Origin of the sequence: Halomonas urmiana (genome assembly GCF_005780185.1) — a bacterium.
GTDB classification, from domain to species: domain Bacteria; phylum Pseudomonadota; class Gammaproteobacteria; order Pseudomonadales; family Halomonadaceae; genus Halomonas; species Halomonas urmiana.
The window spans coordinates 174,016-196,038 of the sequence record NZ_VBUI01000001.1 but is presented as its reverse complement, the minus strand read 5'-3'; the positions used below and the strand labels follow the sequence as shown (position 1 = coordinate 196,038).

Here is a 22,023-nt window from a genome sequence, read left to right as displayed (position 1 = left end):
GCAGGCCTCAACAGGGCAAGAGGTTGACATGACCACATCCGCACAGCTCTTCGAACAGGCCTGCCGGCACATCCCCGGCGGGGTCAACTCGCCGGTGCGCGCCTTCAAGGGCATGGATCGTCCCCCGGTGTTCATGGAGCGTGCCAAGGGCGCCTATCTGTTCGATGTGGAAGGCAAGCGCTATGTCGACTACGTCGGCTCCTGGGGGCCGATGATCACCGGGCACGCCGATCCCGAGGTGCTGGGCGCGGTGCGTGAGCGCCTCGATGCCGGCCTCTCCTTCGGCACCCCCACGGCCGTCGAGACCACCATGGCCGACCTGATCTGCGAGATGATCCCCTCCATCGAGATGGTGCGCATGGTCAACTCCGGTACCGAGGCCACCATGTCGGCGGTGCGCCTGGCGCGCGGCTTCACCGGTCGGGACAAGATCGTCAAGTTCGAGGGCAACTATCACGGTCACACCGACTCGCTGCTGGTCAAGGCGGGCTCCGGCGCCCTGACCCACGGCGAGCCCAGCTCACCGGGAGTACCGGCGTCTCTGGCCGAGCATACCGTGACGCTCTCCTTCAACGATCCCGATGCCGTCGAGGCCTGCTTCGAGGAGATCGGCAGCGAGGTGGCCTGCATCATCGTCGAGCCGGTGGCCGGCAACATGAACTGCATCCCGCCCCAGCCGGGCTTCCTGGAGACCCTGCGTCGGGTCTGCGACCAGCACGGCAGCGTGCTGATCTTCGACGAGGTGATGACCGGCTTCCGGGTGGCCATGGGCGGTGCTCAGGCGTACTACGGCGTAACGCCCGACCTGACCTGCCTGGGCAAGATCGTCGGTGGCGGCATGCCGGTGGGGGCCTTCGGTGGGCGTCGCGAGATCATGGAGGTCGTCTCGCCGCTGGGGCCGGTCTATCAGGCCGGCACCCTCTCGGGCAATCCGCTGGCCATGGCTGCCGGCATCGCCCTGCTCACCAAGCTGCAGGCGCCCGGCTTCCACGATGCCCTGGCGCAGCGGGTCGAGACGCTCTGTCATGGCCTCGAGGCGCGTGCCGAGGCGGCGGGTATCGACATGATCACCCAGCGCGCCGGCGGCATGTTCGGGCTCTTCTTCACCGGTCAGAGCCGGGTCGACAACTTCGCTCAGGCGACCGCCTGCGACGGGGACGCCTTCCGTCGCTTCTTCACCGCGATGCTCGACGAGGGGGTCTACCTGGCGCCGTCGGCCTTCGAGGCCGGCTTCATGTCCAGCGCCCATGCTCCGGAAGACATCCAGCTGACCCTGGATGCTGCCGAGCGCGCGTTTGCGGCGATGCAGCGTAGCTGATTCCCCCTCACTGACCGGGAGACCCGAGATGGGCCAGAGAGATGCGCAACACGAGGTGGCATGCGAAGACGCCCTGCCGCTGGAGGCACTTATCGATCGACTGGTGGCCTTTCACGGTCGCGAAAGCGTGGCGTCTCTTCCCGATGATGCCGGCCTGGTGGCCTTCCAGGAGCGCATCGAGGGTGAGGCGGCGGCCCTCGAGCCGCTGCTGATCGGCGAGGAGGATCGCCATCGCCTCGCCTCGCTGCGCCAGTGGCTCGACCAGGACGTGCAGCGCCTGGCCCCGGTCTTTTTCAAGCGCCGGGATCGACTGCTGTCGGCCAGCTGGGCCGTCGAGCATCCCGACAGTCGGCTGTGCGACGAAGGCCGGGTACTGCTCGCCAATGCCATCGGCCGCGACCTGCAGGGGCCCGGCGCCGAGGATGTTATCGATCCCGGCAACGATCTGGCCGCGCTGCTGGTCGGGCTGGACGCCCGAGGCGAGACCGACCTGGCCCGCCAGGCGCTGGATCGCTACCTGCGCCTGTCCGGCGACTACGGCATGGCGCGGCTGCTCTCGGTGTTTCGCGTCGTCGAGGCCCTCGCCGGTGCACGGCGTGCGCTGGCGCGCCGGCGCGCGGCGGGAGAGGACGCCGAGCGTCCGGCGCTGCTGGCCGAGACCATGCGGGCGTGTCACGGGTATCTGAGCCTGGCCGAGGCCTATGCCGAGTTCCGCTTTCCGCCGCTGGTGATCGGCATCGGCGTCTCCGGCAGTGGCAAGAGTCGCTTCACGCGCACCCTGGTGACCCGACTGGGCGCCGTGCGGATCTGCTCCGACGTAGAGCGGCGTCGCGTCCACGGACTCGATCCTCAGGCACCGTCGACATCACCGGCTGTGGATATCTTCAGCCGGGAGACCACCGCGCGGACCTATCGCCGGATGGCCGAAAGCGCCGGCATGCTGCTGGAGGCCGGTTTCCCGGCCTGTGTCGATGGCACCTTCCTGAAGCGCGAGCAGCGTGACCTGCTGCGCCAGGAGGCCGAGGCCCGTGGCCTGCCGGTGCTGCTGGTCAGCTTCGAGGCCGATGAGGTCACCCTGCGCCGACGTATCGAGAAGCGGGCCGGGCGTCAGGGCGTCGAGGCTCGGGAGAGTCTGGCGATTTTGGAGGCCCAGCAGGCCGGCTTCGAAGCGATCGGCGACGAGGAGCGGATGCACCTGCTACGCCTGGACACCACCGCCGATAATGCCGCCGAGACCCTGGCGGGGCTCATCCAGGAGCATGTACGCCTGATCTGAACGGGCGCGAGGCGATCTGATCCGACGCGACCCGGGCGGGCGCAAGAGGGGGCGGCCAGGTCGTCCAGGCCTGATCGCTCAGGAGTGGGAGGAAACGTCCGGCGAGTTATCCCGCTGGCGCCGTCCGACCAGCGGTGGCGGGGCACCGAGGTTCTGGCGCGCCCAGTTCACCGCCTGCAGGCGATTGTGCACCTTGATCTTGCGAAAGATGTTGTAGAGGTGGGACTTGACGGTGTGCTCGCTGACGAAGAGCTGATCGGCGATCTCGATGTTGGAGGCGCCCGTGCCGAGCATGGCGATGATTTCCAGCTCTCGATGCGTCAGGCCGCAGACCGGCCGATACGAATTGAGCTGCTGGCGACGGAAGAACTGGATCATCCGGGTCATCAGCGAGCGCGACATCCACAGGTTGCCTTCCAGCAGGATGGTCAGCCCCTTGCAGATCATCTCCAGCGAATCGCTGCGATAGAACACCCCCTGCAGGTTCATGGCCGAGAGGATCTCGACGGCATGCTCCTCGTCGCGAAGGTTGAAGGCGGCCAGGGACATGTCATCAGCCTCGGCTGCCCTGACGTGCCACTCCTGCATGGTCGCCTCGTCGATATGATCCGCATCGAGCAGGACCACCGTCGGCGAGGCCCCCTTGCCCTTCCACTCCGCGGCGGGGGCGACGACCGACACCTGGCAGTCGAGCTGCTGGTGCAGGTAGTCGATGAAGAGTTGTGACTGAGGGTTGTTGGCGGTGACCAGCAACACCAGGCGCTGCCCCTGCTCCATGATCCCGTTCCCCTTCGTACGTGCGATGATGTTTCAGATTTGCAATCAGCCGAATGTGGCAGCTTTGCCACACTGTGAGTAAGTCTCGGTCATATTGTAATTTTTAGTTACTAACTTTTGGTTATGTGAATATCTTCCTTTATTCTTCTTTGTAAAGTCACGAGGCTTAATGCTTTACAAACAACGGGTTTTGTCTGTTCACGGAATCGGTATTTCCGCCATCGAGATTCCCCTTCAAGGAAATTCACCCTCTAGCGCATCATTTCTCAACGGATATATCACTCTTAATTATTAGAACAGTCGTCACCAAGCATGTCATTCGTTTGGCGCATGATACGGGCGTTTCCCAGGCGGAAGGCGGGCTCGTAGAATGGGGGCTCCCTGTTGTCATGGAGAGTCGATCATGAGTCCAGCCCAGCTGGTCCTGGCCAGCGGCAACGCTGGCAAGCTGCGCGAGTTTCACCAGCTGCTCGTGCCGTTGGGCATCGAAGTGCACGCCCAGGCCGATTACGGCGTGGCCGACGTCGAGGAGACCGGCCTGACCTTCGTCGAGAACGCCCTGCTCAAGGCTCGGGAAGCCAGCCGCCTCAGCGGGCTGCCGGCGCTGGCCGACGATTCCGGCCTGGAGGTGGATGCCCTGGCGGGGGCGCCCGGCATCTATTCGGCCCGCTATGCCGGCGAGCCCAAGAGCGATGCTCGCAACAATGCCCGGCTGCTCGAGGCCCTGGCCGAGGTACCGGAGGGGCGCCGTCGCGCGCGCTACTGGTGCGTGCTGGTGCTGCTGCGTCATGCCGAGGACCCCGTGCCGCTGATCGTGCAGCGCAGCTGGGAGGGCGAGATCCTGCAGGCGCCGCGGGGCGAGGGCGGCTTCGGCTATGACCCGCTGTTCTGGCTCCCCGACCAGCAGGCCAGCGCCGCCGAGCTCGATGCCGAGCAGAAGAACCGCCTCAGCCATCGGGGCCGGGCCCTGCAGGCGCTGGTGGCCGCCATGACGCCGGAGCCTGCGCGCTCATGAATGAGTCGCTGCCGACCACCACCGGCCTGCCACCGCTGTCGCTCTATGTGCATGTGCCCTGGTGCGTGCGTAAGTGCCCCTACTGCGACTTCAATTCCCACGGCGTCGGGCGGGGGGCCGAGCTGCCGGAAGACGTCTATCTCGAGGCGCTGATCGCCGATCTCGAGGCCGACCTGCCGCACGCCGCGGGGCGTGAGCTGGTCAGCCTCTTCATCGGCGGCGGCACCCCGAGCCTGATGTCGGCCGGCTTCTATGAACGATTGCTGCAGGCTGTGTCGGACCGCTTGCCGCTGGCCCGGGACATCGAGATCACCCTGGAGGCCAATCCCGGCACCCTGGAACGTGGGCGTTTCGCCGGCTATCGGGCGGCGGGGATCAATCGCCTGTCGCTGGGGGTGCAGAGCTTCCAGGATACCCAGCTTTCGGCCCTGGGGCGCATCCATGGCGGCGACGATGCCGTGGCGGCCTTCGACGAGGCGCGTCGGGCCGGCTTTGACAACCTCAACCTCGACCTGATGCATGGACTTCCCGACCAGACGCCGGCGCTGGCGCTGGCGGATCTGGAGCGGGCCCTGGCGCTCGCCCCGGAGCATCTCTCCTGGTATCAGCTGACCCTGGAGCCCAATACCGAATTCCACTCCTTCCCGCCGGCCCTGCCGGAGGAGGAGGTGCTATGGGACATCCAGGACGCCGGGCACGAGCGTCTCGAGGCCGCCGGCTTCGCGCGCTACGAGATCTCCGCCTATGCGCGCCCGGGTCGGGCGTCGCGGCATAACCTCCACTATTGGCGCTTCGGCGACTATCTGGGCATCGGCGCCGGCGCCCACGGCAAGCTCAGCGCGCCGGGACCCACGGGCCTCGAGATCCAACGGCGTTGGAAATCCCGACGGCCCGAAGATTACCTGCGCCGCATCAACGATCCCCGCGGTTTCGTGGCCGGCTGTACCCTCATCGACGAGCGGGAGCTGCCCCTCGAGTTCGCCATGAATGCTCTGCGCCTGGTGGAGGGCGTGCCGCTCTCGATATGGCAGGCCCACACGGGCCGCGACGATTCGGCGCTGCTCTCGAGGCTCTCGGAGGCGCGGGAAAAAGGACTTCTTGTGGAAGATGCCGATAGGCTTGGGGCCTCGCCTCAGGGTCTATTATTCTTGAACGAACTGCTGGCCATGATGGACGATGTCGGTCAGTGAAGGATGACCACGTATCACCCAAGGAGGAGAGGACACGATGAGAAGAGCAATGCGATGGATGGCCCCCCTGGCCGCTTCGGCGCTGCTGGTGGGCTGCACCACGACCGATCCCTATAGCGGTCAGACCGAGCGCAGCCAGACCGGCACCGGTGCGGCCATCGGCGCGGCCATCGGCGCGGCCGCCGGTGCGCTCAGCGGCGACGGCAGCACCAGCCGACGCGATCGGGCCCTGATTGGTGCCGCCGTGGGGGCCGCCGCCGGCGGCGGCATCGGCGCCTACATGGACAAGCAGGAAGAGCAGCTGCGTCAGAGCACTCAGGGCACCGGCATAGGCGTCGATCGTCGCGGCGATGACATCGTGCTCAACATGCCGAGTGAGGTGACCTTCGCCTTCGACTCCAGCGACCTCACCCCCAATGCGCGAAATGCCCTCAATGACGTGGCCAGGGTGCTCCAGCAGTACCCGGACACCCGGGTCAACATCGCCGGCCATACCGACAGCACCGGCGACGCCGGGTACAACCAGCGGCTCTCCGAGCGGCGGGCCAATGCGGTGGGCAACTACCTGGCTCAGTCCGGCGTGACGCGCAACCGTCTGTACATGACCGGCTATGGCGAGAACCAGCCCGTCGCCAGCAATGACTCCGAGCAGGGGCGCGCCCAGAACCGCCGGGTGGAGATCACCCTGACGCCGATTCAGGAGCGCTTCCAGCAGTAATCGGCGCATGCCTGTCATCACGCACCCCCGGGCCCGCCACTGCTGAAGTGGCGGGCCTTTCTGTCTCGACGACCCACGGATCCCTTTCATGCTCTCCTACCAGCATGCCTACCATGCCGGCAATTTCGCCGACGTTCACAAGCATCTGATACTGTTTGCCGTCATCGATCACTTGTTACGTAAGGAATCATCGGTTACGTACATGGATACCCATGCCGGTCGTGGCCTCTATCCCCTGGCGGCCGAGGAGACGTCGAGGCTGCAGGAGTATCGTGAGGGAGTCGCTCGTCTATGGCAGGCGCGGGAGCGCCTGGAGCTGGAGAGAGATCCGTTGCTCGGCGACTGGCTCGCCGCGCTGGGCGAGGTGCAATCGCTCGCCGGTGGGCTCGATCACTACCCCGGCTCGCCCTGGTGGCTGTCGGCGCGCTTGCGCGCGCAGGATCGGCTGATGCTCTTCGAGCTCCATCCCGGGGAGCATGGCCACTTGGCCCGCCAGGCACTGCCGGACAACGTGCAGCGTATCCATGGCGACGGGCTCCAGGGGCTGGTGAAGGGGCTGCCGGTGCCCTCGCCACGGCTCTGCGTGCTGGTCGACCCCAGCTACGAGCGCAAGGCGGAATACGCCGAGGTAGCCGAGGCCGTGTGTCAGGCCATGCGCAAGGCACGCCATGCGGTGGTGCTGGTGTGGTACCCGCTGCTGCCGGCGGGCCGCCACCGTGACCTGCTGGAGGGGCTGCGCGACGGCGGGGTACGCAAGATCTGGCGCAGCGAATTGAGGCTGCGTGAGCCGCAGGAGGGCGAGCGGGGCATGGTCGGCAGCGGCCTGCTGGTGATCAATCCGCCCTGGGGACTCGATGAACGCCTGGAGGCCGCGATGGCCAAGGTCCTGCCGCTGCTGGGCGAGGCCAGCCGCCACAGCGGCGACTGGTGGGTGGGGGAGTAAGGGACGGGCTACTTGCCGATGCAGAAGCTGCCGAAGATCTCGCCCAGCAGGTCATCGGCACTGAACTCCCCGGTGATCTCGCCCAGCGCCTGTTGGGCATCGCGCAGGTCCTCGGCCAGCAGCTCACCGGCCCCGTGACCGGCCAGCTGTGCCTCGCCATTACAGAGCGCCGCGTCGGCGCGATCCAGGGCGTCCAGGTGGCGCCGGCGCGCCGAGAAGCGGCCCTCGGGGGTCGCCGCGAAGCCCATCACCGCCTTGAGATGCTCCTTGAGACTGGCGATTCCGGCGCCGCTCTTCGCCGACAGCCGGATCACCGGCCGCTCGCCGCTGGTATCGAGCCCGGGCGTTTCGTGGCTGGCATCGATCTTGTTGCGCACCAGGGTCAACCGCGAGGGAGCGGCCAGGCGGGCGACGAACTCCGGCCAGATCGCCATGGGGTCCACGGCCTCGGTGGTGGCGGCATCGACCATCAGCAGGACCCGGTCGGCCTTCTCGATCTCCTCCCAGGCGCGCGCCACGCCGATCTTCTCGACGGCGTCCGGGGTGTCGCGCAGGCCCGCGGTATCGATCACGTGCAGCGGCATGCCGTCCAGGTGGATGTGCTCGCGCAGCACGTCCCGGGTGGTGCCCTCGATGTCGGTGACGATGGCGGTCTCCTGCTCCGTCAGCGCATTGAGCAAGCTCGACTTGCCGGCGTTGGGGCGTCCGGCGATCACCACGCTCATGCCCTCTCGCATCAGCGCTCCCTGGCCGGCGGCGGCCCGCACCGCGGCCAGGTCGGCCTGGATGGCGGCGAGCTTGCCGGCCACGTGCCCGTCGGCGAGGAAGTCGATCTCCTCTTCGGGGAAGTCGATGGCCGCCTCCACGTAGATGCGTAGCTCGATCAGCCGCTGGACCAGCGCCTGAACGCGGTGCGAGAACTCGCCCTGCAGGGAGCGCAGAGCGTTCTCGGCGGCCCCCCTCGAGCTCGCCTCGATCAGGTCGGCGATCGCCTCGGCCTGGGCCAGATCCAGCTTGTCGTTGAGGAAGGCCCGCTCGGAGAACTCGCCGGGCCGCGCCAGCCGGGCGCCGAGCTGCACGCAGCGCTCGAGCAGCAGGTCCATGATCACCGGCCCCCCATGCCCCTGGAGTTCCAGCACGTCCTCACCGGTGAAGGAGTGGGGGCCTTCGAAGTAGAGCGCGATGCCCTCGTCGATCACCTCGCTGGCGCCCTGGAAGGAGCCGTAGTGGGCCTGGCGCGGGGCGGGGCAGTGGCCCAGCATCGCTTGGACGATCGTCGTGCAGGCGGGCCCTGAGACGCGGATGATCCCCACGCCACCGCGGCCTGGCGGCGTGGCCAGGGCGGCGATGGTGTCCTGATCGTAGAGGCTGGCGGCCATGGACGGTTCCTGTGGTCGAAAGGCGAATGATCGAGGGGCCTTAACAAGGGACATTGTCCGGGGCGGGACGGCCAAACGCTAGACCCCTCAAACGCCAGACCCCCGCCGAGGCGGGGGTCTGGAGACGCGGGATGAGACCTCGTCTACTTGGTCTTCATGCCCTTGCCGATACTGGGATCGGCCTCGATCTTGCGGGTGATGGTGTACTGCTGAATGATCGAGATGCAGTTGTTGACCACCCAGTAGATGACTAGGCCTGCCGGGAACCACAGGAAGAAGAAGGTGAAGACGATCGGTAGCATCTTCATGATCTTCGCCTGCATGGGGTCCGGAGGCGTCGGGTTGAGCATCTGCTGCACGAACATTGAGGCGCCCATCAGGATCGGCAGGATGAAGAACGGATCCTTCACCGACAGGTCCTGAATCCAGAACATGAAGGGCGCGTGGCGCAGCTCGACGGATTCCAGCAGCATCCAGTACAGGGCGATGAACACCGGCATCTGCACCAGGATCGGCAGACAGCCCCCCAGAGGATTGATCTTCTCCTTCTGGTAGAACTTCATCATCTCCTGGGACATCTTCTGACGGTCGTCGCCGAACTGCTCCTTGAGGCGCTGCATCTCCGGGCCCAGCTTGCGCATGCGGGCCATGGACTTGTAGGCCTTGGCGGAGAGGGGCCACAGCGCCGCCTTCACCAGCATGGTCAGCAGAACGATGGACCAGCCCCAGTTGCCGATCAGGTCATGGATGTGGTCGAGCAGCCAGAACAGTGGGTTGGCGATGAACCACAGCCAGCCGAAGTCCACCGTCAGTTCCAGGTTGGGTGCCACGGCCTCGAGGCGATCCTGCACCTTGGGACCCATGTAGAGGGTCGCGCCCAGCGTCGCCTCGCCGTTACCGGTCACGTTGCTGGTTGGGCCCGCAAAGGCCGCCACGTTGCGGTCTCGCGCATCGGTGGTGGCGTAGTAGAGGTTCTGCTGCTTCTGCGCGGGTACCCAGGCCGAGGTGAAGTAGTGCTGGATGATGGCGACCCAGCCCCCCTCGACGTCGCGGTTGTTGAAGGCGCCTTCCTGGACCTCATCGAAGTCGACCTTGAGGTAGCGGTCCTCCGGCGTGGAGTAGGCGGCGCCGAGGTAGGAGCGCATGCCCATCTTCGGGCCGCTGGAGGGGTCGCTGCTGTTGTCGCGGACCAGCTGGCCGATGAAGCGGGCGGTGACCGGTTCCTCGGTGTTGTTGGCCAGGAAGTAGTTCACGTCGACCGCGTAGCTGTCACGCTCGAAGGTGAGTCGCTTGATCACCTCGACGCCGTTGACCTCGGCGGTCATGTCGACCTCGAGGCGATCGTCATTCTCACCCAGCCGGTACTCGGTGGCCTCGGGCGTGAAGGTGATGCGGCCCTCATGCCCCTCGAGTTGCAGCCCCGAGCGCGCCACGTAGCTGCGCGTCTCGCTGTCGGAGAGCAGCACGTAGGGGCGCTCGGAATCGAGGCTGAAGCGATGCTGGGGCAGCGCCGCATAGACGATGTCGCCGCCCTGGGGGTCGATGCGCACGTCCAGCACGTCGGTGACCACGGCCACCAGGTCGCGGCTGCCCGCCGGTGTCTCGGCCTCACCGGGAATCCCGCTGGCCATGTCGCTCGACGACGAGGCGCTGGTGGGTACCGAGAGATCATCGCCGCCGTCGGTCGACGAACGAGCGCCGTCCGACGCGCTGCTGGTCATGGCGGGGGCTTGCGGCTCAGGGGAAACCTGGCCGTAGTCCTGATTCCACTGGACCATCAACAGGTAGGCGAGTACCGCCAGGGGAATCAGCAGGAGTAGTCGTTTTACGTCCATGAGGGGTCTGCCCGATGGGTAGTGAACATTCCGATGGCGCAACGCAGGTCGCACACCCGAGATACACGAAAGCCTGCCGGAGGCAGGCTAGGAAACGCACGCTGGTCGGCGGCATCCGACGCGTCGGCGCGGAGAGGCGCGGCAAAGAGCGAGGTGATCATGCTCATGCAGGCTCCGGGATGCGCTGGCGCTTGGGGGGTCGGTCATCATATGCGGTGCGTGTCTTCGCTCCGCGTCCCGTGTCGGTCCGGCTCGCGGGCGGACTTGCTCGCCTCGCGCTCGAGGCGGCGCCACATACCCTGGAGCTGGCGATGTACGGTGGCGTTGTCCAGCTCGTGGACTCCCCGTCTGGCCAGTACCACGATATCCACGGCGGGAAGGCGCTGCTGCTGGAGCCGGATGGAGTCACGCACGATGCGCTTGAGGCGGTTGCGATCGACGGCCCGGCGCACGTTCTTCTTGCTGAAGATCAGGCCGAGTCGCGGGTGGCCGAGTGCGTTGGGCGAGGCCAGAGCCATCAGCCCCCTGCCATGGACCTTGAAAGCCGCCGTTTCGAAGACACGACGATAGTCCCCAGCAGTCAGCAGTCTCAGCTGCCGGGGATAGCCCTGACGTGACACGCGAGGGCCGCGATCAGGCGCTCAGGCGCTTGCGGCCCTTGGTGCGGCGGCGAGCCAGCACGGCACGACCGTTCTTGGTGGCCATGCGAGCACGGAAGCCATGTGCGCGCTTGCGCTTGAGGACGCTGGGTTGAAAAGTACGTTTCATAACTCGTTATTCCCACGTGGTTTTCTGAATGACTGGATCACTCGTAGAGATCCGGATGCCGCAGGCGGATCCGGGGGTATTCGACTCAAGACCGGAAATTGTAGTGATTTCAGCCCTGCGGTGCAATTCTTACCTGCGCTTTGCGCCCCCTGCTGACGCGGCTTTCCGCGTGGTCACTCGGCCGCCATCCACCACCCGTTCGCCCGCTCGGCATACCGTAACGCTCCAGGCCCTGTGGTCACTCCTGGGGATGGGTATTGTGAATAAGTCGTTTTATTCCATGTTTATCATCGTATTGAGGCGTTATTCCTGCTGTGGAAAAAGTGGGGATTAGGTGGGGTGAGGTGGTGAGGCCCACCGCGATGCCGCCCTGTCGGGCGTGGCCCGAAGCTCGGCGCTGTCTGAGAGGGTTGTCGCCGTTCCCTGCTGCCAGCGTCCGGGCGGAAGTCAGCGGACATGGCGGCCGGGTTTTCCACAGGACGAAGCGATAGGCCGGTCATGTGGATAACCCGTGGCCCGAACGATACAATAGGCGGTCGTTTTCTACGCAAAGGTGAGGTCGCGTGTCACTGGCTCTCTGGCAACAATGTCTGGATACCCTGCAGGATGAACTGAATTCGCAGCAGTTCAATACCTGGATCCGTCCGCTGCAGGCGGAGGAAGGGGAGTCCAACCAGTTGCGCCTGTTGGCGCCGAATCGCTTCGTGCGCGACTGGGTCAGCGACAAGTATGCCAAGCGGATCAGTGAGCTGATGCGCGAACTCTCGCCGGCCAAGCCGCCCAAGGTGGTCTTGACCGTGGGCAGCCGGCGCAGCGCGGCGCCGAACCCGCAGCCCCGAGAACTGGGCAACCCGGTCTCGGCCGCCCGCCGGGCGCCGGCGGCGCCCGCCGTGCAGGTGCCCCCCCGGGGAGACGTGGGCGATGAGCGTGAGATCGATCAGCTGCGCGAGGAGGGGGCCGGCCAGCGCCGTGGCGGTGAGCGCCAGGTGCAGGTAGAGGGCAGTCTCAAGCACAATAGCGGCCTCAATCCCAACTTCACCTTCGAGACCTTCGTCGAGGGCAAGTCCAACCAGCTGGCGCGCGCCGCCTCCCGTCAGGTCTCCGAGAATCCCGGCGGGGCGTACAATCCGCTGTTCCTCTATGGCGGCGTCGGCCTGGGTAAGACTCACTTGATGCATGCCGTCGGCAATGCCCTGGCGACCCGGCGCGAGAACGCCCGTGTCGTCTACCTGCATTCCGAACGCTTCGTGGCCGATATGGTGAAGGCGCTGCAGCTCAACGCGATCAACGACTTCAAGCGTTTCTACCGCAGCGTCGATGCCCTGTTGATCGATGATATCCAGTTCTTCGCCGGCAAGGAGCGCTCCCAGGAGGAGTTCTTCCACACCTTCAATGCGCTGCTCGAGGGCGGCCAGCAGATGATCCTGACATCCGACCGATATCCCAAGGAAATCAGTGGGGTAGAGGAGCGATTGAAGTCTCGTTTCGGCTGGGGGCTGACGGTGGCCATCGAGCCGCCGGAGCTGGAAACGCGCGTGGCCATCCTGATGAAGAAGGCCGATCAGGCCAAGGTCGACCTGCCTCATGACGCCGCCTTCTTCATCGCCCAGAAGATCCGCTCCAACGTTCGCGAGCTGGAGGGCGCGTTGAAGAAGGTGATCGCCGACTCTCACTTCATGGGCAAGACGATCACCCAGGACTTCATCCGCGAGTCGCTCAAAGACCTGCTGGCGCTGCAGGACAAGCAGGTCGGGGTGGATAACATCCAGCGTACCGTGGCCGAGTATTACAAGATCAAGCTCTCCGATCTGCTCTCCAAGCGTCGCTCGCGCTCGGTGGCTCGCCCCCGCCAGGTGGCCATGGCGCTGGCCAAGGAGCTGACCAACCATAGCCTGCCCGAGATCGGCGATGCCTTCGGCGGCCGCGATCACACCACGGTGCTGCATGCCTGTCGCAAGGTGAAATCGCTGCAGGAGGAGAGCGCGGACATCCGCGAGGACTACAAGAATCTGCTGAGGCTGTTGACCAGCTGAACGGAACACCAGCGGTCGGGACGCCGGCCTCAATCCCTCCAGGACAAGTAGTGGAGTCGACATGAAATTTTCCATCTCCCGAGAAGCGCTGCTGCGCCCGCTGACGCTGGTTGCCGGCGTGGTGGAGCGGCGTCAGACCCTGCCGGTACTCTCCAACGTGCTGATTCAGGTCGACCAGGATCAGGTGTCGCTGACCGGCACCGACCTCGAGGTCGAGCTGATCGGGCGTACCGTGGCTAGCCTCGTGGAGGAGCCAGGGTCCGCCACCGTGCCGGCCCGCAAACTGATGGATATCTGCAAGTCGCTGCCGGATCAGTCGGAGATCCAGCTGACCCTCGAAGAGGGCCGGGCCGTGCTGCGCAGCGGTCGCTCGCGCTTCACGCTCTCGACCCTGCCGGTGGCCGAGTTTCCGAACATCGAGGATGACCAGGGCAACGTGCAGCTGAGCCTGCCGCGGGGCACGCTCAAGCATCTGATCGATGCGACCTCCTTCGCCATGGCCCAGCAGGACGTGCGCTACTACCTCAATGGCATGCTGCTCGAGATGGGCCCCAACCTGGTGCGTACCGTGGCGACCGATGGTCACCGCCTGGCCGTCTGCTCGCGCTCCGCGGACATTCACGTGGAGCCGTCCCAGAAGCTGATCGTGCCGCGCAAGGGCATCATGGAACTGGTGCGCCTGCTCGACGATGGTGAGGAGCCGGTCAGCCTGACCCTCGGCGCCACCCATGTGCGCGCCCACACCGGCGACTTCACCTTCACCTCCAAGCTGGTGGACGGCAAGTTCCCCGACTATGAGCGGGTCGTGCCGCGCGGCGGCGACAAGGTCTTCATTGCCGATCGTGCCGAGCTGCGCCAGGTGCTGTCGCGCACCGCCATCCTCTCCAACGAGAAGTACCGCGGTGTGCGTCTGCATCTCGAGGAGGGCAACCTGCGGGTCATGGCCAACAACCCCGAGCAGGAGGAGGCCGAGGAGAACGTGGCCATCGAGTACAGCGGCCCGGCCATGGAGATCGGCTTCAATGTCGGCTATCTCGTCGACGTGCTCAGCGTGCTGGACGAGGATCGCGTGCAGATGACCCTGGCCGATCCCAACAGCAGCGCGCTGATGGAAGAGCCCGGTGGCGGTGATGCCATGTACGTCGTCATGCCCATGCGCCTCTGAGACGCCGTCCGGCAGTGCCTGACGCGGGTGCTGCCGACGCTGTCGAACCTCGCCAATGCCTCTCGATCGCCTTACCTTGCAAGGCCTGCGCAACCTGCAGGCCGTCGACGTCTCGCCCGGTCCACGCATCAATCTCATCACCGGAGCCAACGCCAGCGGCAAGACCAGCCTGTTGGAGGGCATTCATGTCCTCGGCATGGGGCGCTCCTTCAGGGCGCGCCAGCTGCGCCACGCCATCGCCCATGAGGCCGACGCCATGACGTTGCACGGGCGGCTGGCCGGCGACCCGGTCGTGACCATCGGCGTGCGCCGCCACCGTGACGCCACGGAACTCGAGATGCGCCTCTCCGGCGAGCGTCTCGACCGGGTCTCGCGGCTGGTGGAGACCCTCCCGCTGCAGCTGATAAATCCCGATGCCTTTCGCCTGCTGGAGGGCCCGCCGGCCGGTCGCCGCGAGTTCCTGGACTGGGGTGTGTTTCACGTGAAACACGACTTTCTCGACGCTTGGCGACGCTTCCGGCGCGCGCTGAAACATCGGAATGCCCTTCTCAGGCATGGTAGAATGTCGGATGCTTCACTGGATGCCTGGGAACAGGAGCTGGTGCACTGGAGCGGTCTGCTGGACGGCATGCGCCGTGAATGGATCGAGAGGTTCCTGCCGGTGTTCGAGGACACCCTGCGGGAGCTCATCAGGCTGCCCGGCCTGGCCGTGCGCTACGCGCGGGGCTGGGACCGCAAGCGTGAGCTGAGCGACATCCTTCGCCAGGCGCGACATACCGACCACCAGATGGGCTTCACCCAGCAGGGGCCGCAGCGCGCCGAGCTGGGCATACGGCTCGGCAAGCGGCCGGCGGTGGAGGTGCTCTCGCGCGGCCAGCAGAAGCTGGTGGTGAGCGCCCTGAAGCTGGCCCAGGGGCGTCTTCTCGAGCAGCTGACCGGGCAGACCTGCCTCTACCTGATCGATGACCTGCCTGCCGAGCTGGACAGCGACCACCGGCGCGTCTTCTGCCAGTGGCTGGAGCGCATGCATTGCCAGGTCTTCATTACCAGCGTCGACCCCGATGCCCTGGCGGGCCTGTGGCAGGCGGACACCCAGTTGACGATGTTCCACGTGGAACATTCCGAATCAGGCCAGGGGCAGCTGCTGCCAATGGACAGACAGACTTCATGACGGAGTAGTCAATGAGCGAACAGGCTTACGACTCATCGAGCATCAAGGTTCTCAAGGGCCTGGATGCCGTACGCAAGCGGCCGGGCATGTACATCGGCGACACCGACGACGGCACGGGCCTGCACCACATGGTGTTCGAGCTGGTGGACAACTCCATCGATGAAGCGCTGGCCGGACACTGCAGCGAGATTCGGGCGATCATCCACCCCGATGAGTCGATCACTGTGACCGACAACGGCCGCGGCGTGCCGACCGATATCCACGAGGGAGAGGGGGTATCGGCGGCCGAGGTGATCATGACCGTGCTGCACGCCGGCGGCAAGTTCGACGACAACTCCTACAAGGTGTCCGGCGGCCTGCACGGCGTCGGGGTCTCGGTGGTCAATGCCCTGTCCGAGGAGCTCAAGCTGACCATCTGGCGCGCCGGCCAGGTGTATGAGCAACTCTATCACCACGGCGTGCCTGACGCCCCGCTGGCGGTGGTCGGCAAAACCGAGCAGAGCGGTACTCGTGTGCATTTCCGGCCCTCTTCCGAGACCTTCCACAACATCGAATTCCACTACGATATCCTCGCCAAGCGACTGAGAGAGCTCTCCTTTCTCAACTCCGGCGTGGCGATTCGCCTGATCGACGAGCGCAGCGGCAAGGAAGAGCTGTTCCACTATGAGGGCGGCCTCAAGGCCTTCATCGATCACCTGAACACCAACAAGACGGTGCTCAACCCGGTGTTCCACTTCAACGCCGAACGCGAGGATGGTGTGGGCGTCGAGGTGGCGATGCAGTGGAACGACACCTTCTCGGAGAATATCTTCTGCTACACCAACAACATCCCGCAGCGGGATGGTGGCACCCACCTGGCCGGCTTCCGCGCCGCGCTCACACGCTCGTTGAACCACTACATCGAGGCCGAGGGGCTGCTCAAGAAGGCCAAGGTCAACACCTCCGGCGACGATGCTCGCGAAGGCCTCACGGCGATCATCTCAGTCAAGGTGCCGGACCCCAAGTTCTCGGCCCAGACCAAGGACAAGCTGGTCTCCTCGGAGGTCAAGACCGCGGTGGAGCAGGAGATGGGTCGCCTGTTCGCGGACTACCTGATCGAGAAGCCCAACGAGGCCAAGGCGATCGTCAACAAGATGTTGGACGCCGCCCGTGCCCGCGAGGCGGCGCGCAAGGCGCGCGACATGACGCGCCGCAAGGGCGCGCTGGATATCGCCGGGCTGCCGGGCAAGCTGGCCGACTGTCAGGAGAAGGATCCCAGCCTCTCCGAGCTGTTCCTGGTCGAGGGTGACTCGGCCGGCGGCAGCGCCAAGCAGGGGCGCGATCGTCGCACTCAGGCGATCCTGCCGCTCAAGGGCAAGATCCTCAACGTGGAGAAGGCGCGCTTCGACAAGATGCTCTCATCGGCCGAGGTCGGCACGCTGATCACGGCCCTGGGCTGTGGCATCGGTCGCGAGGAGTTCAATCCCGACAAGCTGCGCTACCACTCGATCATCATCATGACCGACGCGGACGTGGACGGCTCGCACATTCGCACGCTACTGCTGACCTTCTTCTTCCGCCAGATGTCGGCGCTCATCGAGCGCGGCAATGTCTTCATCGCCCAGCCGCCGCTCTACAAGATCAAGCGCGGCAAGCAGGAACTCTACCTGAAGGATGAGCAGGCGATGGTCGACTACCTGACCACGACCGCCCTGGACGGGGCCCGCCTGCACGTCAACGCGGATGCCCCCGGCATCGCCGGCGCCCAGCTCGAGGAACTGGTCAACCAGTATCGCGACGTGATGAAGCGCATCGAGCGCCTGTCACGGGTCTATCCCGACGTCGTGCTGCGCAAGATCGTGCATGCCGCCCAGCTCGACGGCGAGCAGAGCCTGCGCGATCGTCTCACCATGCAGAACTGGATCGACTACCTGCAGCAGGAGATGGACGCCCTGGTCTCCTACGAGGGCGGACCGCGCTACACCTTCCACCTCGAGGAAGATGGCGAACGCGGCTTCTTCCTGCCGGCTGTGTCGCTGACGGCGCACGGTGTCACCACCGACTACGTCTGGGGCGTCGAGTTCTTTACCAGCGCCGACTATCGTGCCATGGCGACGCTGGGCGAGACGCTGGACGGCCTGCTGGAAGAGGGAAGCTACGTGGCGCGCGGTGAGCGCAAACGCCCGGTGACGAGCTTCTACGATGCGCTGGCATGGTTGATGGCCGAGGCCCAGCGAGGCCTCTCCATCCAGCGCTACAAGGGGCTAGGCGAGATGAATCCGGATCAACTCTGGGAGACCACCATGAACCCCGAGACCCGGCGTATGCTGCGGGTCTCCATCGAGGACGCGGTCGCCGCCGACATGATGTTCAACACCCTGATGGGCGACGAGGTGGAGCCGCGGCGAGACTTCATCGAGCGTAATGCCCTGGTGGCGAACCTGGATATCTGACCCCTCAGGCGATGTTCCACGTGGAACATCGCGGTTCTCCGCCATCAACGACGAGGCCGGCTATCAAGCCGGCCTCGCTGCGTTCGGGGCGCCTGGCTGGCGTGTCGCGTCAGTCCTCGTCGCTGCCTTCCGCGGTCAGCAGCCAATCCACGAAGGCGGCCAGATCATCGAAGATCATCGCCCGGGCCAGGCCTTCCCCCTCCGCTTCCGTGTGACGCCCCTTGCCGGTCCTTACCAGCACCGGGCGGCACCCCATCGGCTCGCCCGCCTGCAGGTCGCGCAGGCTGTCGCCGACCATCCAGCTTCCGGCCAGTGTCTCCAGGTCGAGCGCCTGGCGGATCTGTTCGAGAAGCCCCGTCAGTGGCTTGCGGCAGTCGCAGCCATCGTTCGGGCCATGAGGGCAGTAGGCGATGTGGGCGATCTCCCCGCCGGCCTGGTGGACCAGCTCGTGGAGTCGTTGATGCATGCTCTCCAGCATGCTTTCGCTGTAGTAGTCTCGGGCGATGCCGGACTGGTTGGTGGCAACGGTGACAGTCCAGCCGGCCCGGCTCAGCCTGGCGATGGCCGCGATGGCGGTAGGGTAGGGGATCCACTCGTCCAGGGATTTCACGTAGGCATCGGAGTCGTGATTGATGACGCCGTCGCGATCGAGGATCACGAGCTTCGAGGGTTGGGGCATGTGGGGAGTCCAGTCGGTAGCAGCCAAGAGATGGCGGGAGTGTTTCACGTGGAACATCGTCTTCCAAGCCTGCCCGGCTACGCCGGGAGCTATAAGCCTTAAGCTGTAAGCCAACCCTTGGCACAGGTTCTGGAGGCAAGATGCTGCCTTCCAGCTTCGGCAAAGCCGGTCTGTTCCACGTGAAACATGCCATGGCCGGCCAGGGAAAGGGCCGGACATGAAAAGCCGGGGATGAAAAAGGCCGGCGATCGCTCGCCGGCCCTTGGGTTCCCGAGGGGGAGTTCGCTACTGCTGGAGCAGGGCGATGTCGGCCACCTCCAGGAACAGTGACTGGAGCCCGGCCAGCAGTGCCAGGCGATTGCGACGCACGGCGGGATCCTCAGCCATGACCATCACCTGGTCGAAGAACCGGTCCACCGGTTCGCGCAGGCTCGCTAGGGCATCCAGGGCCTGGCTGTAGCGGGACTCGGCGAACAGCGGCATGACCTGGCCTCGGCACGTCTCCAGCGCCTCGAAGAGTGTCTGCTCGGCGGCTTCCTGCAACTGGTCGGCATCCACGCGAATCTCGCCGTCATGCTGCTGCTTGGCGAGGATGTTGGAGACGCGCTTGTTGGCGGCGGCCAGGGCGGCGGCCTCCTCGCGGCGCGCGAAGCCCTGCACGGCGCGCAGGCGGCGGGCGAAGTCGAGGGGCTCGGTGACCGGGCGAGCCCGCACGGCCAGATAGACCTCGGTGGCGATCCCCTCGTCGCTGGCCCAGGCGCGGAAGCGGTCGAGCATGTAGGTGAGGACCTCGTCGACGAGTCCCTCGGCGTAGGGCAGCTCCTGGTGCTGAGCGGCCGACAGCTCGAGCAGCTCGCGCAGGTCGAGGCTGAGCTCTCCCTTGACCAGGATGTTGATCACGCCGATGGCTGCGCGGCGCAGGGCGAAGGGATCCTTGGTGCCGCTGGGGCGTTGGCCGATACCGAAGATGCCGGTCAGGGTGTCGAGGCGATCGGCCAGAGCCAGTGCCAGGCCGGTGCGGCCCTGGGGGATAGCATCGCCGGCGAAGCGTGGCAGGTACTGCTCCTCCAGCGCCTGCGCCACTTCGTCGGGCTCGCCGTCGTTGAGCGCGTAGTAGCGGCCCATGGTGCCCTGCAGCTCGGGGAACTCGAGGACCATCTCGGTAACCAGGTCGCACTTGGCGAGCTCGGCGGCACGCCGGGCATCGTGCACGTCGCCCTCGATGCGGCCGGCGATGAAGGCGGCCACGGCGGCGTTGCGGTGCGCCTTGTCGGCCAGGCTGCCCAGCTGCTTCTGGAACACGACGTCGGCCAGCGCCGGCGCGCGAGCGGCCAGGGACTGCTTGCGGTCGGTGTCGTAGAAGAAGGCGGCATCGGCGAGGCGCGGGCGGATCACCCGCTCGTTGCCCTGGATCACCTGGTCGGGATCGGCGCTGTCGATGTTCGAGACGGTGATGAACAGCGGCTTGAGTCGCCCCGCCTCATCCAGCACGTGGAAGTACTTCTGGTTGGCCTTCATCGATGAGATCAGGCACTCGGGCGGGACCTCGAGGAAGCGCTCGTCGAAGCTGCCGGTCAGGGCGACGGGCCATTCCACCAGGCCGCTGACCTTGACGAGCAGCTCTTCATCGATCACCGCCGTGGCCTCCTGGACCTCGGCCTCGGCCAGCACCTGCTCGCGGATGCGCTCGCGGCGCTGCTCGCGATCGACCAGCACCCAGGCGCCCTCGAGGGCGGCGAGGTAGTCGTCGGCATGGGCGAGCTCGATGGGCGCGGGGGCATGGAAGCGATGGCCGCGGGTGGTGCGGCCGGCCGCGAGGCCCAGGGCGCTGGCCTCGACCACCTGGCTGCCGTAGAGCATCACCAGCCAGTGGACGGGGCGGGAGAATTCGATCCGCGAGGCGCCCCAGCGCATGTTCTTGGGCACCGGGAGGGCGCCGATGGCCTTCTCGACGATGGCAGGCAGCAGTGCGGTGGTGGCCTCGCCCGGCTGGTGCTCCCGGTAACCGAGCCAGGTGCCCTTGTCGGTCTCCAGGTGGATCAGCTGGTCCACGGCGACTCCGCAGGAGCGGGCGAAGCCCTCGGCGGCCTTGGTCGGCTGACCCTCCTTGAAGGCAGCGGCCAGGGCCGGGCCGCGGCGCTCGACCTCGCGGTCGGGCTGCTTGTCGGCCAGTTCCCGGATCTGCACGGCCAGGCGACGCGGGCTCGCGTAGGCGAGTACCTCGCCGGCGTCGATGTCGGCATCAATCAAGCCACGGCGGATGCCGTCGGCCAGCGCGTCGGAGAGTTCATCGATGGCGCTCGGCGGCAGTTCCTCGACGCCCAGTTCGACCAGTAGGGTGTTGGCAGCCATCAGACATCTCCCTGTTCGGCAAGCGGCTCGTCGGCCAGCAGTTCATGACGCAGGGCCTCGGTGGCCAGCGGGAAGCCGGCGGCCTTGCGTGAGTCGTAGTAGGCCTGGGCCACGCTCCGGGCCATGGTGCGCACGCGCAGGATGTAGCGCTGGCGTTCGGTGACCGAGATGGCGTGGCGGGCATCCAGCAGATTGAAGGTGTGCGAGGCCTTCAGCACCTGCTCGTAGGCGGGCAGCGGCAGCCGGGTGTCCAGCAGCTTGGTGCACTCGCGCTCCTGGTGGTCGAAGGAGGCGAACAGGAAGTCGACGTCGGCATGCTCGAAGTTGTAGGCCGACTGCTCGCGCTCGTTCTGCAGGTAGACGTCGCCGTAGGTCACCTTCGAGCCGTCCGGGGCCACCGTCCACACCAGGTCGTAGACGCTGTCGACGTCCTGCAGGTACATGGCGATGCGCTCGAGGCCGTAGGTCAGCTCGCCGGTGACCGGGTAGCACTCCAGGCCGCCGGCCTGCTGGAAGTAGGTGAACTGGGTCACCTCCATGCCGTTGAGCCAGATCTCCCAACCCAGTCCCCAGGCGCCCAGGGTCGGGGATTCCCAGTTGTCCTCGACGAAGCGGATATCATGGACCAGCGGATCGAGCCCCAGGCGCTGGAGCGACCCCAGGTAGAGCTCCTGGAACTCGGCGGGGGAGGGCTTCATCACCACCTGGAACTGGTAGTAGTGCTGCAGGCGGTTGGGGTTCTCGCCATAGCGGCCATCGGTGGGGCGGCGGGAGGGCTGCACGTAGGCCGCGTTCCAGGTCTCGGGCCCGATGGAGCGAAGGAAGGTGGCGGTATGGAAGGTGCCGGCACCGACCTCCATGTCCAGGGGCTGGAGGATCACGCAGCCCTGTTCGGCCCAGTACTGCTGCAGGGCGAGGATCAGGCCCTGAAAGGTTGTCACGTCTGGCGTCGACTGTGTCATTGGAAGCACC

At 66.0% G+C, this 22,023-nt stretch carries 18 protein-coding genes; 10 read left to right on the top strand and 8 right to left on the bottom strand.

Features of this window, described 5'->3' with window-relative positions:
* Window positions 1-28 precede the first annotated feature (28 nt).
* Window positions 29-1,318 (top strand): glutamate-1-semialdehyde 2,1-aminomutase, encoded by a 1,290-nt coding sequence (gene hemL / locus FEI13_RS00960; RefSeq protein WP_138178801.1) that lies wholly within the window; start codon window positions 29-31, stop codon window positions 1,316-1,318.
* Between the two features lie 28 nt (window positions 1,319-1,346).
* A complete protein-coding gene (locus tag FEI13_RS00955; protein WP_138178800.1) occupies window positions 1,347-2,594 on the top strand; it encodes a P-loop nucleotide/nucleoside kinase family protein in 1,248 nt (415 codons plus the stop codon).
* 78 nt (window positions 2,595-2,672) lie between these two features.
* Here FEI13_RS00955 and FEI13_RS00950 read toward each other — a convergent pair whose 3' ends face one another.
* The gene (locus tag FEI13_RS00950; RefSeq protein ID WP_138178799.1) at window positions 2,673-3,371 is read right to left on the bottom strand and encodes a LuxR C-terminal-related transcriptional regulator; all 699 of its coding nucleotides are present in this window, start codon (window positions 3,369-3,371) and stop codon (window positions 2,673-2,675) included.
* A gap of 403 nt (window positions 3,372-3,774) precedes the next feature.
* On the opposite strand from FEI13_RS00950, the gene rdgB reads away from it, so the two are divergent.
* From rdgB to FEI13_RS00930, 4 genes are all read left to right on the top strand, one after another.
* Window positions 3,775-4,386 (top strand): RdgB/HAM1 family non-canonical purine NTP pyrophosphatase, encoded by a 612-nt coding sequence (gene rdgB, locus FEI13_RS00945; RefSeq protein ID WP_193555703.1) that lies wholly within the window; start codon window positions 3,775-3,777, stop codon window positions 4,384-4,386.
* Complete coding sequence (hemW, locus tag FEI13_RS00940; protein WP_138178797.1) at window positions 4,383-5,576, top strand: radical SAM family heme chaperone HemW; 1,194 nt, start codon at window positions 4,383-4,385, stop codon at window positions 5,574-5,576. The genes rdgB and hemW overlap by 4 nt, the downstream gene beginning before the upstream one ends.
* Before the next feature lie 37 nt (window positions 5,577-5,613).
* A complete protein-coding gene (locus FEI13_RS00935; protein WP_138178796.1) occupies window positions 5,614-6,294 on the top strand; it encodes a YiaD family glycine zipper/OmpA-like lipoprotein in 681 nt (226 codons plus the stop codon).
* An 88-nt stretch (window positions 6,295-6,382) separates the two neighbouring features.
* On the top strand, window positions 6,383-7,237 hold the full coding sequence (locus FEI13_RS00930) for a 23S rRNA (adenine(2030)-N(6))-methyltransferase RlmJ (protein WP_138178795.1): 855 nt from the start codon (window positions 6,383-6,385) through the stop codon (window positions 7,235-7,237).
* 8 nt (window positions 7,238-7,245) lie between these two features.
* Here FEI13_RS00930 and mnmE read toward each other — a convergent pair whose 3' ends face one another.
* The 4 genes from mnmE to rpmH all read right to left on the bottom strand — a co-directional run bounded on the left by mnmE (window position 7,246) and on the right by rpmH (window position 11,219).
* Window positions 7,246-8,616: a tRNA uridine-5-carboxymethylaminomethyl(34) synthesis GTPase MnmE gene (mnmE, locus tag FEI13_RS00925; protein ID WP_138178794.1), complete on the bottom strand. Its 1,371-nt coding sequence runs from the start codon at window positions 8,614-8,616 to the stop codon at window positions 7,246-7,248.
* A gap of 143 nt (window positions 8,617-8,759) precedes the next feature.
* The gene (gene yidC / locus FEI13_RS00920; protein WP_138178793.1) at window positions 8,760-10,451 is read right to left on the bottom strand and encodes a membrane protein insertase YidC; all 1,692 of its coding nucleotides are present in this window, start codon (window positions 10,449-10,451) and stop codon (window positions 8,760-8,762) included.
* A gap of 206 nt (window positions 10,452-10,657) precedes the next feature.
* Complete coding sequence (gene rnpA, locus FEI13_RS00915; RefSeq protein ID WP_138178792.1) at window positions 10,658-11,071, bottom strand: ribonuclease P protein component; 414 nt, start codon at window positions 11,069-11,071, stop codon at window positions 10,658-10,660.
* Between the two features lie 13 nt (window positions 11,072-11,084).
* Complete coding sequence (gene rpmH / locus FEI13_RS00910; protein ID WP_138178791.1) at window positions 11,085-11,219, bottom strand: 50S ribosomal protein L34; 135 nt, start codon at window positions 11,217-11,219, stop codon at window positions 11,085-11,087.
* Window positions 11,220-11,782: 563 nt separating this feature from the next.
* Here rpmH and dnaA point away from each other — a divergent pair.
* From dnaA to gyrB, 4 genes are all read left to right on the top strand, one after another.
* Window positions 11,783-13,252 carry a chromosomal replication initiator protein DnaA gene (gene dnaA / locus FEI13_RS00905; protein ID WP_138178790.1) on the top strand — a complete coding sequence of 490 codons (1,470 nt, stop codon included), beginning with the start codon at window positions 11,783-11,785 and terminating at the stop codon, window positions 13,250-13,252.
* 61 nt (window positions 13,253-13,313) lie between these two features.
* Window positions 13,314-14,417, top strand: a complete 1,104-nt coding sequence (gene dnaN, locus FEI13_RS00900) for a DNA polymerase III subunit beta (protein ID WP_138178789.1) — start codon at window positions 13,314-13,316, stop codon at window positions 14,415-14,417.
* A 55-nt stretch (window positions 14,418-14,472) separates the two neighbouring features.
* On the top strand, window positions 14,473-15,588 hold the full coding sequence (gene recF, locus FEI13_RS00895) for a DNA replication/repair protein RecF (protein ID WP_138178788.1): 1,116 nt from the start codon (window positions 14,473-14,475) through the stop codon (window positions 15,586-15,588).
* A gap of 11 nt (window positions 15,589-15,599) precedes the next feature.
* On the top strand, window positions 15,600-18,020 hold the full coding sequence (gene gyrB, locus FEI13_RS00890) for a DNA topoisomerase (ATP-hydrolyzing) subunit B (RefSeq protein ID WP_138178787.1): 2,421 nt from the start codon (window positions 15,600-15,602) through the stop codon (window positions 18,018-18,020).
* 109 nt (window positions 18,021-18,129) lie between these two features.
* Here the strand turns inward: gyrB and gmhB are convergent, their stop codons facing one another.
* The 3 genes from gmhB to glyQ form a co-directional block, all read right to left on the bottom strand.
* Window positions 18,130-18,699 (bottom strand): D-glycero-beta-D-manno-heptose 1,7-bisphosphate 7-phosphatase, encoded by a 570-nt coding sequence (gmhB, locus tag FEI13_RS00885; protein ID WP_138178786.1) that lies wholly within the window; start codon window positions 18,697-18,699, stop codon window positions 18,130-18,132.
* 285 nt (window positions 18,700-18,984) lie between these two features.
* Window positions 18,985-21,051 carry a glycine--tRNA ligase subunit beta gene (gene glyS, locus FEI13_RS00880; protein ID WP_138178785.1) on the bottom strand — a complete coding sequence of 689 codons (2,067 nt, stop codon included), beginning with the start codon at window positions 21,049-21,051 and terminating at the stop codon, window positions 18,985-18,987.
* Window positions 21,051-22,013 (bottom strand): glycine--tRNA ligase subunit alpha, encoded by a 963-nt coding sequence (gene glyQ / locus FEI13_RS00875; protein WP_138178784.1) that lies wholly within the window; start codon window positions 22,011-22,013, stop codon window positions 21,051-21,053. Before glyQ ends, glyS begins: the two co-directional genes overlap by 1 nt.
* Between the last annotated feature and the right edge of the window lie 10 nt (window positions 22,014-22,023).

Bases quoted from the DNA above. Each gene is read 5' to 3' on its own strand.
- gyrB (WP_138178787.1), top strand. From the start codon at position 15,600: ATGAGCGAACAGGCTTACGACTCATCGAGCATCAAGGTTCTCAAGGGC.
- recF (WP_138178788.1), top strand. From the start codon at position 14,473: ATGCCTCTCGATCGCCTTACCTTGCAAGGCCTGCGCAACCTGCAGGCC.
- mnmE (WP_138178794.1), bottom strand. From the start codon at position 8,616: ATGGCCGCCAGCCTCTACGATCAGGACACCATCGCCGCCCTGGCCACG.
- rdgB (WP_193555703.1), top strand. From the start codon at position 3,775: ATGAGTCCAGCCCAGCTGGTCCTGGCCAGCGGCAACGCTGGCAAGCTG.
- FEI13_RS00950 (WP_138178799.1), bottom strand. From the start codon at position 3,371: ATGGAGCAGGGGCAGCGCCTGGTGTTGCTGGTCACCGCCAACAACCCT.
- FEI13_RS00930 (WP_138178795.1), top strand. From the start codon at position 6,383: ATGCTCTCCTACCAGCATGCCTACCATGCCGGCAATTTCGCCGACGTT.
- gmhB (WP_138178786.1), bottom strand. From the start codon at position 18,699: ATGCCCCAACCCTCGAAGCTCGTGATCCTCGATCGCGACGGCGTCATC.
- dnaN (WP_138178789.1), top strand. From the start codon at position 13,314: ATGAAATTTTCCATCTCCCGAGAAGCGCTGCTGCGCCCGCTGACGCTG.
- rpmH (WP_138178791.1), bottom strand. From the start codon at position 11,219: ATGAAACGTACTTTTCAACCCAGCGTCCTCAAGCGCAAGCGCGCACAT.
- hemL (WP_138178801.1), top strand. From the start codon at position 29: ATGACCACATCCGCACAGCTCTTCGAACAGGCCTGCCGGCACATCCCC.
- yidC (WP_138178793.1), bottom strand. From the start codon at position 10,451: ATGGACGTAAAACGACTACTCCTGCTGATTCCCCTGGCGGTACTCGCC.
- glyQ (WP_138178784.1), bottom strand. From the start codon at position 22,013: ATGACACAGTCGACGCCAGACGTGACAACCTTTCAGGGCCTGATCCTC.
- FEI13_RS00955 (WP_138178800.1), top strand. From the start codon at position 1,347: ATGGGCCAGAGAGATGCGCAACACGAGGTGGCATGCGAAGACGCCCTG.
- hemW (WP_138178797.1), top strand. From the start codon at position 4,383: ATGAATGAGTCGCTGCCGACCACCACCGGCCTGCCACCGCTGTCGCTC.
- FEI13_RS00935 (WP_138178796.1), top strand. From the start codon at position 5,614: ATGAGAAGAGCAATGCGATGGATGGCCCCCCTGGCCGCTTCGGCGCTG.
- glyS (WP_138178785.1), bottom strand. From the start codon at position 21,051: ATGGCTGCCAACACCCTACTGGTCGAACTGGGCGTCGAGGAACTGCCG.